9 protein-coding genes are annotated in these 17,083 nt (G+C 59.2%); 5 read left to right on the top strand and 4 right to left on the bottom strand.

The genetic code is table 11. The features are described from left to right. Positions 1-112: 112 nt before the first annotated feature. The 4 genes from ACQ4V8_RS03415 to tssK all read right to left on the bottom strand — a co-directional run bounded on the left by ACQ4V8_RS03415 (position 113) and on the right by tssK (position 9,440). Positions 113-2,317: a GGDEF/EAL domain-containing response regulator gene (locus tag ACQ4V8_RS03415; RefSeq protein ID WP_010399243.1), complete on the bottom strand. Its 2,205-nt coding sequence runs from the start codon at positions 2,315-2,317 to the stop codon at positions 113-115. A gap of 174 nt (positions 2,318-2,491) precedes the next feature. Continuing rightward, positions 2,492-4,663, bottom strand: a complete 2,172-nt coding sequence (locus ACQ4V8_RS03410) for a sensor histidine kinase (RefSeq protein ID WP_436570898.1) — start codon at positions 4,661-4,663, stop codon at positions 2,492-2,494. After that, the gene (locus ACQ4V8_RS03405; RefSeq protein ID WP_436570897.1) at positions 4,660-7,764 is read right to left on the bottom strand and encodes a sensor histidine kinase; all 3,105 of its coding nucleotides are present in this window, start codon (positions 7,762-7,764) and stop codon (positions 4,660-4,662) included. The genes ACQ4V8_RS03410 and ACQ4V8_RS03405 overlap by 4 nt, the downstream gene beginning before the upstream one ends. 182 nt (positions 7,765-7,946) lie before the next feature. Next, a complete protein-coding gene (gene tssK / locus ACQ4V8_RS03400) occupies positions 7,947-9,440 on the bottom strand; it encodes a type VI secretion system baseplate subunit TssK (protein ID WP_436570896.1) in 1,494 nt (497 codons plus the stop codon). Between the two features lie 29 nt (positions 9,441-9,469). Between tssK and tssF the strand changes: the two genes are divergently transcribed. The 5 genes from tssF to ACQ4V8_RS03375 are packed head-to-tail and all read left to right on the top strand — an operon-like array spanning position 9,470 to position 17,083. Continuing rightward, positions 9,470-11,275, top strand: a complete 1,806-nt coding sequence (gene tssF / locus ACQ4V8_RS03395; protein WP_436570895.1) for a type VI secretion system baseplate subunit TssF — start codon at positions 9,470-9,472, stop codon at positions 11,273-11,275. Between the two features lie 8 nt (positions 11,276-11,283). Further along, positions 11,284-12,279 (top strand): type VI secretion system baseplate subunit TssG, encoded by a 996-nt coding sequence (gene tssG / locus ACQ4V8_RS03390; protein WP_436570894.1) that lies wholly within the window; start codon positions 11,284-11,286, stop codon positions 12,277-12,279. A gap of 14 nt (positions 12,280-12,293) precedes the next feature. Beyond that, complete coding sequence (locus ACQ4V8_RS03385; RefSeq protein WP_010399251.1) at positions 12,294-12,548, top strand: PAAR domain-containing protein; 255 nt, start codon at positions 12,294-12,296, stop codon at positions 12,546-12,548. Between the two features lie 12 nt (positions 12,549-12,560). After that, positions 12,561-15,158, top strand: a complete 2,598-nt coding sequence (locus tag ACQ4V8_RS03380; RefSeq protein ID WP_436570893.1) for a type VI secretion system Vgr family protein — start codon at positions 12,561-12,563, stop codon at positions 15,156-15,158. Next, a complete protein-coding gene (locus tag ACQ4V8_RS03375) occupies positions 15,155-17,083 on the top strand; it encodes an esterase/lipase family protein (protein ID WP_436570892.1) in 1,929 nt (642 codons plus the stop codon). The genes ACQ4V8_RS03380 and ACQ4V8_RS03375 overlap by 4 nt, the downstream gene beginning before the upstream one ends.

Below are 17,083 nucleotides of genomic sequence, written 5' to 3'. Positions count from 1 at the left end.
AAGCGACTACCTAAGCAGGATATGTGCCAGCGTCAGGAGAAGAAATAGCGAACATTGCGCACCACGCGGCGGTGGACGCACCGGCATGGTGCACCGGCCGCACCGCAGTGTTTTATGCCAAGGCCAGAGTACGCCGTTCGCGCAGCAAGACCGTAAACGGTGCCGCCGCCAGCGGAGGGCTGAAATAATAGCCCTGCATTTCGTCACAGCCATGTTGCGTCAGGAAGTCCACCTGTGCACGCGTTTCCACGCCTTCGGCGATGACGCGCATGTCCAGGTTGTGCGCCAGCGAGATGACGGAACGGGCGATGGCCGCGTCGCTGCTGCTGGTGGTGACGTCGTCGACGAAAGACTTGTCGATTTTCAGCACGTCGATGGGGAAGCGCTTCAGATAGCCGAGGCTGGAATAGCCGGTGCCGAAGTCGTCGAGCGAAATGCCGACGCCGATATCCTTCAGGCGCGTGAGGGCCGCCACTGCCTTGTCCGGGTCGCCCATCACCGTGCTTTCCGTGATCTCGATACCCAGGCAGGCGGGCGTGATAGCGTATTTGCGCAATACCGCCTCGACGAACGGCACCGTGTGATCCTGCGCGAACTGCTTGCCCGACAGGTTGACGGCCACCTTGATGCTGCCCAGGCCCGCGTCGAGCCAGGAGCGAATTTGTGCGCATACGCTTTCGAGCACCCATTCGCCGATGGCCGTGATCAAGCCGTATTCCTCGGCCAGCGCGATGAACAGGCCGGGCGGCACCTTGCCCAGCACCGGGTTATCCCAGCGCAGCAGTGCTTCCGCGCCCAGCAAGGCGCCCGTACGCAAGCACATTTGCGGCTGGTAATGCACCTCGAATTCATCACGGCAGATGGCGCCGCGCAGTTGCTGCTGCATGGCCAGCCGGGCGCGGATATCGCTGCCCATGCGTTCCGTGAAGAAAGCGTAATGATCACGCCCCATTTCCTTGGCGCGCACCAGGGCCGTGTCGGCGTGACGCAGCACGTCGTCGAGGCTGTCGCCATCGGCCGGGCACATGGCGATGCCGATGCTGGTGGTCAGCGCCAGGCGCTCGCCGTCGACGCTGAGCTCTTCGCGCAAGCCGGCCAGAATGGTTTGCGCCAGCGCCAGCGTGCGCCCCAGCAAGACATCGTCGTGCAGCAGGATCTGGAATTCGTCGCCGCCCTGGCGCGCCACCGTGTCACCCTCGCGCACGCAGCCCGAGAGGAAACGCGCCACCACTTGCAGCGTCTTGTCCCCCACGGCCTGGCCATGCGAATCGTTGATATTCTTGAAGCGGTCCAGGTCTAGGCACATCAGCACCACTTGCTGGCCGTCGCGCAGGGCGTTGGTGCGCGCTTGTCCAAAGCGCTCACGCAGCAGCACGCGGTTCGGCAAGCCGGTCAGCGCGTCGTGGTAGGAGAGGAAGTCGATCAGATGCTGCTCGGCCTTGCGCTCGCTGATATCGAGGAAAACGCCCACGTAGTTGATCACGTCACCGTCCGGGCCATGCACGGTCGACACACTGAGCAAACAGGGATAGGTGTCGCCACTCTTGCGCCGCGTCTGTACTTCGCCCGACCAGCAGCCGCTGCTGTGTAAGCCCTGGCGCAAGGCCAGCAACACCGCTTCGCCCGTGTGCTCGGCGTGCAGGCGCATGATGTCGGTACCCACCACATCCTGCGCCGCGTAGCCGGTGATGCGTGTAAACGCAGGATTGGCCGTGACGATGACGCCGCTCGGATCGGTGATCAGGATGGCGTCCTGGGTGGCCTCAAAGACTTGGCCCGACAGGCGCAGCAATGCTTCATTGGCGCGGCGGATCTGCACTTCGCGTGCCAGGGTGCTGGCCACCTGCTCCAGTTCGGCCGTGCGTTCGACCACGCGCCGTTCCAGGTTGGCCCGCTCTTGTGTCAGCTGCAACTGCGCCCGCGCCAGGCGTACGTGCGCATCGGTGCGAGCAAGAATTTCCTCGGCCTGGAAGGGCTTGGCGATGAAATCGACGGCGCCCAGCGCAAAGCCGCGCACCTTGTCGTCCGTATCGTACTGCGCCGACAGGAAAATCACCGGCACCTGGCACAGCGACGGTATCTGCTTGAGGCGGCGGCAGACTTCAAAGCCATCGAGGCCCGGCATTCGCACGTCGAGCAAGATCAGCTCCGGCGGGCGCGCCTGGGCCGTCCACAGCGCCAGTTCACCGTTCGGCGCCTGGCGCACCGCATAGCCGGCGCCGCTGAGCAAATCGCTCAACAACTTCAGCGAAGCAGGTGTATCTTCAACAATCAGTACTTCGCCCTTAGCATTCACTTCGGAAAAATCGCGGTGCATGTAGCAGTTCTCTCAGCTTTGGATGAGGCGCGGCAGTCAATTGCCACGCTGGACAAGACATTTCGTTGCAATGAGCTACATACCATCATCATAATCTTTATTGCAATTTAGCACCATCAATCCACGGCACTGAGCCCTTCTTTCATCGCATTTGATGTTGTCAGTCCACACTTTTCAGGTAGGCGCCAGCGCGACCTCACTGTCCAACAAGATGCATAGCTGCCGGTACTGATGCTGGTCGAGCATGGCTTGCAGCGGCGCCAGCAACGGTGCCGCCGCCGGCGGCAAGGCCGCCAGCAACTGCCCCACCCTGACCAGGTTCAATTCGCGCAGTGCTGTCTGCAGGGCGGCGCGTTCGTCCCGGGACAGCAATCGCAAATCTTGCGCCTGCAGTACCGGCGCCACTTGCGCCTGCAACGACATGACTGGCGACATGGGTGCCTGCACCTGTGCCGGCGCCTGCGCTGCCTGCGCGGGAATGCTGAAACGGAAGGTAGCCCCCTGCCCCGCCATGGACTCCAGCGTCAGTTCGCCTTTCATCAACTGCACCAATTCGCGCGAGATGGCCAAGCCCAGGCCCGTGCCATCCTTCGGTCCCGAGCTGTCGGCCTGCACGAATGGTTCAAAGATGCGCTGCTGGTCCTCCGGGGCGATGCCGATGCCCGTATCGCTGACGGCGAACGACAGGCACCATGTGGCGTCATCGCGCCATTCGGCGCGCACGCGCAAGGTGACCTCGCCGCTGCCGGCGAACTTGACGGCATTCGACATCAGGTTCAGCAGCACCTGGCGCAAGCGCGTCGCATCGAGCAGCACTGCCGCCGGCAGATCCGTGCAATCGAGGCGCAGGGCCAGTCCCTGCTGCTCGGCGCGCATGCCCAGCATGTCCATGACTTCCTGCAACAGGGGTGCCAGCGCCACCACGCTCGCCTGCGCCTGCAAGCGCCCGGCCTCGCCCTTCGACAAGTCAAGAATTTCATTGATCAACGTCAATAAATGCTTGCCGGAGCGGTGGATGATGGCCAGGTTGCGCTTTTCCTCGTCCTGCATATTGGGCGAGGCGGCCATCAGGCGCGAAAAACCGATCACGGAATTCAAGGGTGTGCGCAATTCATGGCTCATGTTCGCCAGGAAGGTGCTCTTGGCACGGTTCGCTGCCTGTGCCTGGCTAACGGCCACCGACAGGGCACTCGTGCGCTCGGCCACCAGCTCTTCCAAATGATGGCGGTGGCGCAGCAGTTCCAGTTCAGCCTCGCGGTGCGCGGTGATGTCGTAGTTGGAGCCCACCAGGCGCATGGGCCGGCCCAGCCCATCGCGAAAGATCACGGCATCGGCCTTGATGTAGCGGATGGTGCCATCGGGCCACAGGATGCGGTACTCGTGCGTGAACGCCTTGCCGCTGCCGAGCGCGGCGCGCAGAGCCTCTTTGACGGCCGGCACGTCCTCTGGCATCAGCGCCGCGCGCCAGATCGCCGCGGGCGCCATGGCGCTGGCCGCATCGGCCTTGAACTGCGCATACATCTGTTCATCCCATTGCAATGCGTCGCTGCTGACGTTCCAGTCCCAGATGCCGATGCTGGCCGCACCCGTCGCCATCTGCACGCGCTCTTCGCTGCGTTGCAGGGCACGGTAGCGGCTGTCGAGTAGCGCCACCATGTCGCGGATGGAACGGTACAGAGTGCGCAGCTCGCCTTGGAACCACGCTTTCGGCGGCGTGCCGAATGCTTCGCCCTGCCCCGCCTTGACGCCCGCCGCGTACTGGCCGATGATCTTCAAGGGCTTGAGCATCAAACACCACATGAGCAGCCAGATGCTGGCCAGCAGGATTGCGTCGAGCGCCACGATCATGGCGCCGATGCCCAGCGCGCGCTGCCGCAGCTGCGCGTTCAGCAGGGCCGGCGTCGCATAGACGGCAACGCTGCCGATCACTTGTCCGCCTATCGTCACGGGGCGCCGCTGCACCAGCCAGACCGGATCGGGCGATAGCGAGGAAAGGCTGTCGATACTGCCGTCGGCATTGCGGCGCAGGGCCAGCGCTTCCTTGCCGATGCCCGGCGTCAGGGCAGCGGCTACCAGTTCGCGCTTGCCCAGCATGCTGCGCATGATGGCCTGCATCTGCTTTTCATCCAGATTCCACAATGGCAGTTCGATGGCCACGGCCAACTGGTCAGCGCTCACTGACAGGCTGTCATGCAGCTGCTGCCAACGCTGGCTGCGTTCGGACTGGTAAAACAGTACGGCAAACACCAGCAGCAAGGCCGTGACGACGAAGGTCAGCGCCACGCTGACGGCCAGCACGATGGACACGCCACCGAGGCGGGCGCCTTTGGGTGTGTAAAAAGTCATGCGTCTTCGCCCTGCGGCTCGCAGTCCAGCTGCGCCAGCAAGGTGCACAGCGACTGATACTGGTGCTGTTCCAGCATCGCGGCGATGTGCGCGGACAGTTGCGGCAGGCTGGTTGCCACGCCGGCCAGCACGATGGTGCTGCGCCGCAAATCGAGCGCTTGCACGGCTTCGAGCAGTGCCTGCCGTTCGGTCGCGCCCAACTGGCCCAGCGCCTGCTGCAAGTCAAAAGCTGCCACCGGCACACACGGCGGCGCGGCGGCTGTGCGCTGGAAGCGTACACCAAGTTGCTGCTCCAGCATGGCGAACAGGTGTTCTTGCTCGATCGGTTTGCGCAGGAAGCCATCGGCGCCGGCCGCCAGGGCCTCCTGCTTTTCTTCCTCGAAGGCGGAAGCGGTCATGATCACCAGGCGCGGCTGCACCAGTGTCGTTTGCGCGCGCAGCCAGCGCGTCAGCGCCAAGCCATCCATGTCCGGCATGCGCCAGTCGCTCAGCACCATGTCATAGCGCTGCGCCGCCAGCATGGCTTGCGCCTGCGCGCCGCCAGCCGCTTCCTGCAGCTGGAAGCCCAGCGGCGCCAGCAAGCCCGACAGCAGCTTGCGGCAGTTGTCGTCATCATCGACCAACAGCACCATGCGCCCGCGCTGACCCGGCGGCAGGCGCGCCACGCGTCCCGGCGCCTGCGCCGGGACGGCCGCTTGCTGCAGCAGCGGCGCACGCAGGTCGAAACGGAATACGGCGCCTGCGCCCAGCGTGGATTCGACACTTAGCTCGCCGCCCATCAGGCGCACGAATTCGCGCGAAATGGTCAGCCCCAGTCCCGTGCCGGCCTGCGCCACCGCGCTGTCGGCCTGCACGAAGGGTTCAAAGATGCGTTCCATATCCTCTTCCGCAATGCCGCTGCCGGTATCGCGCACGGCAAACGCCAGCGCCATCTGCCCACCTTCTGCCGCCTGGCACGTCAGCGACAAGGTGACGCTGCCGTGCTCGATGAACTTGAGCGCGTTCGACAGCAGATTGAGCAGCACCTGGCGCAGCTTGGCGCCATCGAGGCGCACCAGCGGTGGCACGCCGAAACGTTCGAGCTGCAGCGCGATGCCCTGCTCGCTCGAGCGCATGCGCACCATCTCGAGCACCTCATCGAGCACGCCATTCAAGTCCACTGGCCCGGTTTGCAGATGCATGCGGCCCGCTTCGATTTTGGATAACTCAAGGATATCGTTGATCAGGGTCAGCAAATGGTGACCGGCACGGTTGATGATGGCCAGATTATGCTTTTCTTCCTCGAACATACTGCTCGAATCGGCCATCATCTGCGAAAAACCGATCACGGAGTTCAAGGGCGTGCGCAATTCGTGGCTCATGTTAGCCAGGAAGACGCTTTTCGCCCGATTCGCCGATTCGGCCTCGGTGACGGCCACCGACAGGGCGGCCGTACGCTGCTGTACCAGTTCCTCCAGGTGGTCGCGGTAGCCAAGCAATTCCTGCTCGCTATGCTTGCGCTCGGAAATGTCGACGATGCCGCTGCGCATCAGGCGCCGCCCGTCCATGGGCAATTTCACCAGCCGCACTTCGCAGGGGAAAATGCTGCCATCGGCACGCCGCACATTGCGCTCCACCAGGACCGGCTCGCCCAGCATGGCGCGGCGCAGATGCTCTTCCATCATCAGTCCCAGCGGCAGGCCATCGGGCTGATTGCAGCTATACAGATCGAACGGCCCACGTGCCAGCAAAGCCTCGCGCGACAGGCCCAGCATGCGCTGCGCGCTGCTGTTGGCATCGACGAAGCGATCCAGGTCCAGGTCGTACACCAAGATGGCTTCCGGCGCATGCTCGACCAGTATGCGGAAGCGCTGCTCGCTCTCGCGCGCCTCGCTCTCGGCGCGGCGCAGGCGCCGACGCTGCAGCAGCAAGATGCTCAGCAAGCCGGTCATCACGATGAAGACGCCGCCCGCCAGCAACACGGCAAGGCGGTGTTCCTGCCACAGTTGCGGCGGCCGGTTGAAGAACACGGTGTGCGGTGGCAGGCGGCTGATGTCGGCATCCCAACGCTGCAGCTGTTCCCAGTCATACATCGGCAGCAGGCGGGCCGGCGGCAGCAAGGTGCCTGGCGCGGTGGGTGCCTGGCCGGCCAGCACGGCCAGCGACATCTGCGCCACCTGCTGCGCGGCCTGTTCGATATGCAGGATGGAGCCGCCCAGGATGCCCTTGCCGAGCGCCGCGTTGTACATGCCAAAAGTGGGAACATTGGCCAGTCGCGCCAACTGCATGGAAAACTGCACGGGCGTGGCGATGGCGCCGTCCACGTCGCGGTTGACATTGCCCGCCATCAGCACGGTATCGGCGGGCAAGTGCGCCACCTCCGCACGCATCTGTGCCAGGGTCAGCTTATCGAGGTAGCGCATGATCACCTTGCCCTGCCAAGCCAGCGCCGCCTGTTGCATGCTGCGCTTCAAGGCTTGGTCGGCCTCGCTGGTGCCGACGGCCATGACGATGGTTTTGGTCTCCGGAAACAGCGCCATGGCTTGCGCCAGCGTGCCAGGAAAATCGACATTCGCCTTTTGCTGCCAGATGGCAGGCGGACTGCCGGGCGGCAAGGCCTTGCCCGAGCTGTTAATCGCCAGCACGGGCACGCCGTGCGTCAGCGGCACCAAGTCCGACAGCAAATAATCGAGCGCGGGCTGCTGCATGGCGATGATCAGATCGGCCTTGCGCCCCATCACTTGAGTGTATCTCAAAAGCAACAAATCGCGCATCTCGTTGCGTAGCGCGGGATCGCCCTGGGTATTGAGGTTGAGATACTCGACCATGATGTCTTCGCTGGCCAGGCCAGCGGCGGCCATGGCGGCAACATAGGTACGCGTGTACGATTCCACGCCGCCGCGGCCATATTCGTAAGCGTTGAGGAACAGCACGCGCTGGCCGTGATGCGACGGCGCAGCGGCCGCCGTCAATGCTGACGCCGATGCTGATGCCGATGCCGACAATGCGGCGCCAGGCGCGGCGATACAGAAGCCCAGCAGCAATGCGCGCCAGCAGCGGCGCACCGCTGCCCTGCCCATTTTGTCGCCAGGGCGCGAGCCGCCCGACACATCACGCATCATTCGCCATGCCCATGCTCACTCCCACCTGTCACCGTGTTTCGACTGTGCGCTGATGGATCAGCCACCAATACTTACGAAAACATGATAACGTCAACTGCAGGGGCAAGTCTATTGCTTAAAACAATCTTTTCACAATACGCCGGCTTGCAACGCCAAGCGTCGTTAGGCGTAGTTAGGCATCGTTATGCAGCGCTGGCGCTGATGCCGAACAATTCCAGCTTCAGCCCTTTGATGCCAGACGGCACATAAATCGCAATCGCCTGGGCCTTGATCATGCTGTCATAAATACGGCCCTTGTTTTCGATCGAAAAATAATAGGTATTGGGCCGCACTGGCACTTCAGCAGGGACCTGGGCCATATGGCGCAACTCGGCACCGGGAAGTGCTCGGCCCAGTAATAATTCGATATTGTCAGGCGATGAAATTTTGAACTGCAACGGTACCGTGGCGACCAATTCCAGCGCCGGCATATCGGCGTTGACGGCAAGACAGAGTTCGGTCTGAGGGTCAATCCGCTTGGCATCGAGCACGCCGTAATAGTGGGTGTTTTGTTGCGTGTCATTGGTCAGCGCAATCGGGAAGTGGCGCGACAGAAGAACCGTATCGATCAAGTCGCGAATGATGCCATCGAGCTTGCCGAAACCGGGAGCGGCGTCCTCGTGACAGTAAACTGGCAAGTCGCTCAGTGTGTATTTTTTTGAAAACGTCATCAAGCCACCAGCCAGTGCCATCAATTTTTCAAATAGATACACCGGATGGTGACGCCGGTAACTGGCGCAATGACTGAGCGTGGCGCTGGCCATGCTCAAGGTATTGAGCATCCAGAACGAGGAAACATCGCCGCCGTGAAATTCAAGCATATTTTTACCCGGCTGACGGTGGCGGCTGTACAGCGCCTCAATTTTCGCGCCCATGCGCTCGATCAGCGCATCGAGCATTTTCTGCAGCGTCGACTCGGCGCTGATGGTCAGGCCAGGCGCCATGAAGCCGGTATCGATTTCAAAGCCGCCGTTGCCGGCGCGGTACAAACGAATGAGCGGGATGGCAAGGTAATCATTTAGGGGATCGAGCTGCGACAGCAGATACACACGCTTCTTCAGGTAAGCGACGTCTATGCTGACCGCCTCGCTGTACAGATCCGGGGTTTCGATATCCGCCTGGACATAGCGCGCTGCTGTAGAACTGACATTGCCACCATGTGCCTGCAACGCCGGTAGCGCGGCATAAAAAGTAAAACTGTGTTCGCTCGACGGTAGCTTGGACAAGTCAACCGCACTGGGTAATACATCGCCGAGCGGCGCCTCAAACAGTTCTCCATCCTGAAATACGAGCGACATGGCGTCCGCCCGCAGACTATTGTTGGCCAATGCATCCGCATTCCAGCGGACACCATGCACGCCCCATAAATGGGGATTAATCAAGGAAGCCAGACGTTGCAGGCGCGCTTCATGATAGCGGTCCAGCTGCTGGAATTGCTGGGGCCCGATGGCCAGGCCCTCGGACCAAAGTAATTTGGATGGCAATGTCATGATGTTCTCCATGTTGACCGTTAGCATCTTGCTGCCTTGCCAGTCTGATGTCGTCAGCGTGGAAGTCCTTGAGGTTGCGCAGCAAGCCTGTCCAATTATTTGCGCAAACGCAATTTTGCCTTGAGAAAACGCTCGGATACTGTTCATTCCGCCGCGTAGACACAGGAAAAATCAAGATGGAGGATTTGCTGCCGTATTTCGAGCACGAGCTGGTGATGCTGCGGCGACATTGCCGTGAGTTTGCCGAACGCTATCCGAAAATTGCCGGCAAATTACACCTGTCAGGCGAGTCCTGCGAAGACCCGCACGTCGAACACTTGATCGAATCGGTGGCCATGCTGGCAGCACGCATCTCCAAAAGGCTCGATGACGACTATCCGCAATTTACCGAAGCCTTGTTCGAAGCCCTGTTCCCCCATTATCTGCGCCCCTTCCCATCGTGCACCATCGTACAACAGCCAACCCCGGCGGCAGGAGCGGGCATATTCCACCTGCCAGCGGGCAGTGAAATGGATGCGCCGCCTGTGCGCGGCGTGCGTTGCCGCTTCAAGAGCGTCTACGACATGACGACAGGCGCAGCAGTACTGGAAAGCACGGTTTTCGATGCGATGATCAAGGCGCCACCCGGCGTACGCCTGCCAGCATCGGCCTGTTCCTCGCTGAACATCGGCATCCGGCATCTCGATGCGGCGCCCGCATCGCTGCGCATTTTCATCGATGGCGAAGCTTCTTTTTGCGCCGCATTGCGCGATGCCTTGTTCATGCGCACGGTCTGCGCTTTTGTGTCCATCGACGCGCTACAGTGGGTGGCCTTGCCCACCGTGCCTGTGACACCCGTCGGCTTCGCCGACACGGATGCCTTGATACCTTTCGGTGCGCGTTCGCAGCCGGCCTACCGCATCCTCAGCGAGTATTTTGCCTATCCGGAAAAATTCAATTTCTTCGACCTCGATATCGCAGCGCTCAGTGCTGCCCTGCCGCCTGCTTGCCAGCGCTTTACGCTGCACCTGTGCCTGTCCGGTTTGCGGCCCGATGGCGCTGCGGCGCGCATCTTGTCTAGCATTTGCAGTAACAATTTAAAGCTGGGCTGCAGTCCGGCGGTCAATCTCTTCCGCCAGGAAGGCGTGCCAATTTGCGTCACCCGGCAAAAAACCGACTACTGCGTGCTGGCCCATGCGACCCATGCGCATGGTTACGAAGTCGTCTCGGTCGATGCGGTACGTTTATTGCGCCAACGGGGAGGCGAAAGCACGCTGAGCGAACTTCGCCCGCTGTACAGCCTGCGCCATGGCGAGGACGCGGCGCAACAAGGCCATTACTGGGTCCTACGCCACGACATGACTTTGGCTGCCAACAGTCCTGGTCACGAAAAGAGAATCACGCTGATCGATAGCGACTTCAATCCCTTGCTACAGGAAAAGGCCAGCTTGTCGCTGTCGTTGACATGCAGCAACCGCGATCTTCCGCTTGCGCTCAAATACGGCCAGCCGCAAGGCGACTTGCAACCATGCAGTGGCGGCGCTGCGCTGCACATGCTGCGACGCCCCAGCCAAGCGCAACGCTTTTCACCTGACGCGGGCCTGCACTGGCGCCTCATTTCGCATCTGGCGCTGAATCATCATGCATTGGTCCAGGAGGGTTTGCCGGCGCTGCGCGAAATGCTGACGCTGTATGACCTGTCCCAATCGGCAAGCTCGCAACGCCAAATCAGCGGCATCGTCGCGCTGGCGCACGCGCCAACGACGACCTGGCTACGCCACAAGCGCGGCACCTCGCTGGCGCATGGCGTGGAAGTGCGCATCACGCTGGACGAGGAAGCGTTTGTCGGTAGCGGCATGCACTTGTTTGTGCAGCTGGTCGACCACTTCCTGGGGCTATACGTGCACATCAACAGCTTCATCGAACTGGTGGTGCTGTCACTGCAAAGCGGAGAGGAGCTGATCCGATGCAAGCCAAGAAGCGGATTGCAAAATCTGGTGTAATCGCACACTTGCTCGCCGAACCGTACCGCTACCAGTTCGTGCAGGCCGTGCGTATTTTGCTGTGCTGGCTACGTCGGCAGGACGTGTCCTATGCGCAGGCCTTCAGCCAGATATTGCGCTTCAAGAACAGCGCGTCGTTAAGTTTTCCCGCCAGTGAAATCGAGCAGCTCTCGCTCGACGAGAATGAACAACTGAGCCTGACACCGACGTTCATGCGTTTTCTGGGCGTCGGCGGCACCTTGCCCTTGCACTATTCAGAACGTATCGCCGCCTACCGCTGGTCGAGCAAAGACCCTGGCGCCTCGGCCTTCCTCGATATCTTTTCGCACCGCATGGTCGTGCTGTATTACCAGGCGTGGGAAAAGTATCGACTCGAATCGAGCCTCCAAACCCAGGCCAAAGACGCACAACTGCCTTTGCTGACGGCGCTGGCCGGGGTGCAGCGCAGTGCGTTGCCGTCGAGCGCAGAAACTGATGCCGTGACGCAGGACGTCGCGGCCTGGTATGCGGGCCTGCTGCGCTGTCGCCCCGTCTCGGCGCAAGCGCTTGGCCGCGTACTGGCCGAGTACTGCGGCGTACCGATCACCGTGCAACAATTTGTCGGCGGCTGGGACTATCTGGAAAAAAATCGGCGCAGTCTGCTGGGCAGTGTCAACTTTACCCTGGCGCGCGGCGCGACGCTTGGCCTGCGGCTTTGGCGCCAGGACATGCGCGTCTGCCTGCATATCGGCCCGCTCGATCCTGCCGGCCTGCAACGCTTCCTGCCGCGCAGCGCAGGTGCGGCGGCATTGGCAAAGATGCTGGCACTGTTTGGCGTACCCGACTTGCAGTATGAAGTGCGGCTGATATTGAGTCCGCCATGCATGACTCCCCTGCTCCTCAGTTCGCACCCGTCAGAACGACGGCACCTTGGCTGGACGACGTTCTTGCAGACAGCACAAGGCAAGGTGCGCGCCGCCGAAGTGCGTTATTTGCTGCCACTGACTTGCGCAACTCATCTTTGAAAAGCGAGGCAAACATGAAACATGCGGGACGCGGCGTTATCCGGCTCGGCGATGCAACCGATCACGGCGGCAAGGTCACCAGCGCATCGTCGGGCAGCACCGTCATGGGTAAGAGCGCGGCGCTGGCCGATGACACAACCTTCTGCCCCAAGTGCAAGGGCAGCTTTGCGATTACCCCGGACGGCGCCGGCGCAAAACACATGGGCAAGCCGTACGCCTATGACGGCGATGCCACCGCCTGTGGCGCCCACTTAATCTCATCGCTATAAGAGAGGCAGGCCATGCATGCAGACATCCAGGCCGCGCTATCGGCCTTCGACCTCGCCGCGCAGGAACGGCGCCTGTTGAAGATAGATTTCCCGCATGAAGATGGGCCAGCCGGTACCATCGTGCTGGTCAATTCGCTGATCGCCACGGAAGAGATGTCGCGCGACTTCCGTTTCGAAGCCGAATTGCTGTCCGATGACGCGCATATTGCGCTCAAGGCCATGATGGGCCGCATGGTGACCATTTCGATGCTGCGCGACGATGGCACGCTGCGCTACTTTAACGGCTATGTGGGCGAGTTTTGCCTGCTGCGCGCCGATGGCGGCTTTGCGTGGTACCGCATGGTGCTGCAACCATGGCTGGCCTTTGCCCGCCTGCGCCAGGACAATGTATCGTTTCATGGCCAAAGCGTGATGCAGCTGACCGAGACGACGTTTGCCCACTACGCGCAGCGCGACTGGAAAAGCAGCATCCATGGCGACGATCCACAGATCACCTGCGCCAATCAGCACAATGAAACCGATTACAACCATCTGCACCGTCGCTGGGAAGCGCTGGGCTGGCATTACTGGTACGCGCACCGCGCCGATGGCCACACGTTATGGCTCGCAGATAACAGCACCTTCGCTGACATCATCGATACGGCGTCCGGCGACGGCGCCATGCGCTTTCACGCCGAATCGGGCTCCATGGAAGACGATGGCATGCACCAGTGGCAAGCCGTGCGCCGGATCGGTTCCGGCCAGCTGACCTTGGCCAGTTTCGACTATAAAAATCCACAACCACGCCTTGCCAGCGGCTATTCATTGAATCGCCAGGGTGATGTATTCGCCCATGAACTATACGAAAACACGGGCGCGTATGGCTATCAGAATATCGATGAGGGAACATCGCTGGCGCAACGCCGCATGGAAGAAAACGACCATCTGCGCCAGTACTTCGAGGCGGCAGGCAATCACCGTGGCGCACAGCCTGGCCTTTGCTTCCGGCTCGATGGCCATTTCAGCGCCGAAGAAAAGCGCTATCAACCTGGCCAGGAGCGCCGCGACAGTATCGCCGAACGCGAGTACCTGATTTTGTCAGTCGTGCATCGCGCCAGCAATAATTATCAGGTTGGTCCCAGCACAGCGTCCCACTATGTCAACAATATGGTGTGCGTGCGGCGTGACATTCGTTGGCGGCCGGGCCGCAGCTACAACAGCACGCCATGCGTGGTTGCCGGTGTGCAGACGGCGCTGGTGGTCGGGCCGGCCGGAGAAGAAATTCATACCGATGCATTGGGACGCATCCGCCTGCAATTTCACTGGGACCGCCTGGGTACATTCGATGCGCGCAGTTCGCCATGGATACGCGTCATGATGCCGATGGCGGGAGCGCACATGGGACAAATCGCCTTGCCGCGCGTGGGGCAAGAAGTCGTCGTGCAATTCCAGGACGGCAATATCGACCATCCGATCGTCATCGGCGTGGTCTACAACAGCGCCAATCCACCGCCATGGCAACTGCCGCAGCAGCGCGCCCTGTCCGGCTGGCGCAGCCGCGAACTGGGCGCCCGCAGCGCCAACCATCTCGTGCTCGACGATACCAAGGGGGCGATACAGGCACAGCTGCGCAGCGAGCAGCACGACAGTCGGCTTTGCTTGGGCAACATCACCCGCATCGATGACAATGCCGGCCGCAAGGACGCGCGCGGCGTGGGCTTTGAATTGGCCAGCAACGCCTGGGGCGCCCTACGCGCCGCCAGAGGCATGTTGATCACCACAGAAACATCAACAGGCACTGGATCAGTCAAGCAACTCGACGAAACACAGGCGCGCCTGGCGCAAGCACAGCAACTGCAGCAAGGCTTGGCTGGCATGGCCGTCGACGCGGGTGCGCAAGACAGCAAAGAGCAACAAGGTAGCGTCGCCGAGTCCATCGAGCGGCAAAACGCCGCGATCAAAGGCGCCAGCGGCGATTTCCCTGAACTGTCCGAAGCACATCTGGTGCTGGCCAGCCCGGCCGGCATCGAGCTGAGCACGGCCCAATCCATCCACCTGGCCGCCAGCGAGCATGTGGCGCTCAGCAGCAGCAAACATATTTCCCTCGCCAGCGGCGATAGCATGTTTGCCAGCATCGCCAAGAGCTTCAGCCTGTTCGTGCACAAGGCCGGCATGAAACTGATTGCAGCCAGCGGCAAGGTGTCCATCCAGGCCCACAGCGACGAGGTGGAAATCCTCGCCCAAAAAGTCTTGTCACTAATCAGCGAAGCGGACTGGGTCAACATCAAGGGCAAAAAAGGCATCCGCCTGCACGGCGCCAACCACATGCTGGAAATCAGCGACAAGGTGCAATTCTTCACCTCATCGCCTGTGCTCTTCAACGGCAACCTGGAAACCCTGGCGCCGAAGAGCGTGTCGCAGGAATTTAATGAACGGCCAGTAGCGCGTTTTGATCAGGCCGTCCGGCTGCTGGAAGTCGATGGCACACCTGCCCCCGATATAGCTTTTGAGTTAACACGCGAAGATGGCCACAGAATCTGTGAAAAGAGTAGCAGTGACGGGCTCACCCCAGTACAGAAAGGAGACGGTATGGATAGCTACACAATACGCTATAAGGGAGAACTTCCATGAGTGACGATACGGATTTGAATGAACATGGCAATCACCAAGGCGAGTTTCGGCAAACTGTCGGCGGGTGGGCTGAATACACCGTTCATATGACGGAAATAAAAGATACGATTCGTCATGACGTCACGATTCCACCCAGAAAAATCATACCGATTATATTTTTACCCGGCGTTATGGGTAGCAATTTAAGAATGAAAAAACAACGTCAAGACGATCTGAAGCGACCGGATAACAGATCATGGAGGCCAGATGACATGGTCGACAAATCTGGCAATTTGGCGGTTGCAACCGGTAGTGGTTTAGGTGGTTGGTTCAGGAGTGCGTCGCCCAGAGATCGACAATTGGTCTTTGATCCAAATGAAACTGAAGTTGAGTACTATCAATATTCTATCGAAAATGAGCGCTTCTTCCCTGGTGGAGACATAACCAAAGGATCTGACGCCCGTCATAACAACGTTCCCGATGATTTCCTTGGAGTTCCTCCATTGATTTCTGTTAGTGCTAAAAAAAATGCACAGGTAGATGCGATTAAAAAACCTGGAGTAACGGAAAGATTTATTCCCCGTGAGATACGTGAAACGCCAGCACATATTGCACGGTGGCGTGGATGGAGTGAAGTTCTTTTCGCCGGCGCGTATGGCGAAATGCTTCAAAAAACAGAATTTTTCATGAATAATATAACAAAAAAAGGGCAAGTTTTACCTCATTGGAAAATTGACCCGTCCGATCAAGCCACCGGAAAATATTCATATGGTCAACAAGCCTATCCGTCTGTTGCTAAGCTTTTGATAAAAGACCCAAAAGAATTTGGCGGCCCTCCCGGAACACTAATTGAAAATTCTGACATGCTAAAGATTTCTCCATGTTGGTATCCGGTTCATGCGTTGGGATACAACTTCCTACAGAGCAATGCCATTTCTGCCGCCATTATTTCCGAACGCATACGCGGCATAGTAATAGGCTATCAGAAATGCGGCTTCAAATGCAGTGAGGTCATTCTCGTCACACATAGTATGGGGGGCTTGCTCGCCAGAGCCTTAATGCATCCTAAATATGGAAATATGCTTAATGATAAAAATGTAAAAATACTTGGAATATATCATAACGTGATGCCTACTTTAGGTGCCGCCAGTGCATACAAACGCATGCGCTTCGGTTTTCAGGAAAAAAGTGGCCCATTAAATACTCTCGCAGCCCAAGTTCTGGGCATTGACGGCGAACACGCCACTGCGATTCTCGCAAATACACAAGCACCTTTAGAGATGATGCCCGGCATGGCATATGGTCAAGAGTGGCTCAAAGTTGTTGACAGAAGTGATAGATTACTTTGGAGTTGGCCACGAGATAAGGATAGTGCGCTAGAGAGTATTTACCTGCAACCTGCGAATGCTTGGTGGAGGCTAATAAATCCTTCGTGGGTGAATCCTGCAAATGTTCCACTTAACAAAGGAGGAGGAATCGACAATGTCATGCAACGATTGAAAGATGCCTCTATCTTACTAAATGAAATAGAGAAAATATTTCATCCAAATACATACGCAAGCTATTGCGCATCCAAAGATTTTCTAAGCTATGGAGAAATAATATTCAAAGTCATTGAAGGTTTAGAAATAAAAAAATCAGCCACCCAGGAAAATACAATACCCCCGCCAAATAAATGGAAACTAATGAGTGATGACGCAAAAGGAAACCTCATCATACAAGCGGGAACGCGCATTTTGCAGTTAAAATTACAACCAGCAAATTCGGCTGGCGATGAAACTGTCCCATCGGATCGTTCAGCAAAACACATACCTGGGAAAAAATTTGTCCATGGAGAAAAAGCTGGAACTGGATATGAACATCAAAATAGCTATACTCATCCAAATGTCCTAGCATCTATGCTTTACTCAATTGTTCAAATTGCCAAAACAGCAAAATGGGAATGA

Source organism: Janthinobacterium paucivorans, assembly GCF_051380805.1.
In the GTDB taxonomy this organism is placed as follows: domain Bacteria; phylum Pseudomonadota; class Gammaproteobacteria; order Burkholderiales; family Burkholderiaceae_D; genus Janthinobacterium; species Janthinobacterium lividum_D.
This window is presented reverse-complemented; position numbering and strand designations above follow the sequence as displayed.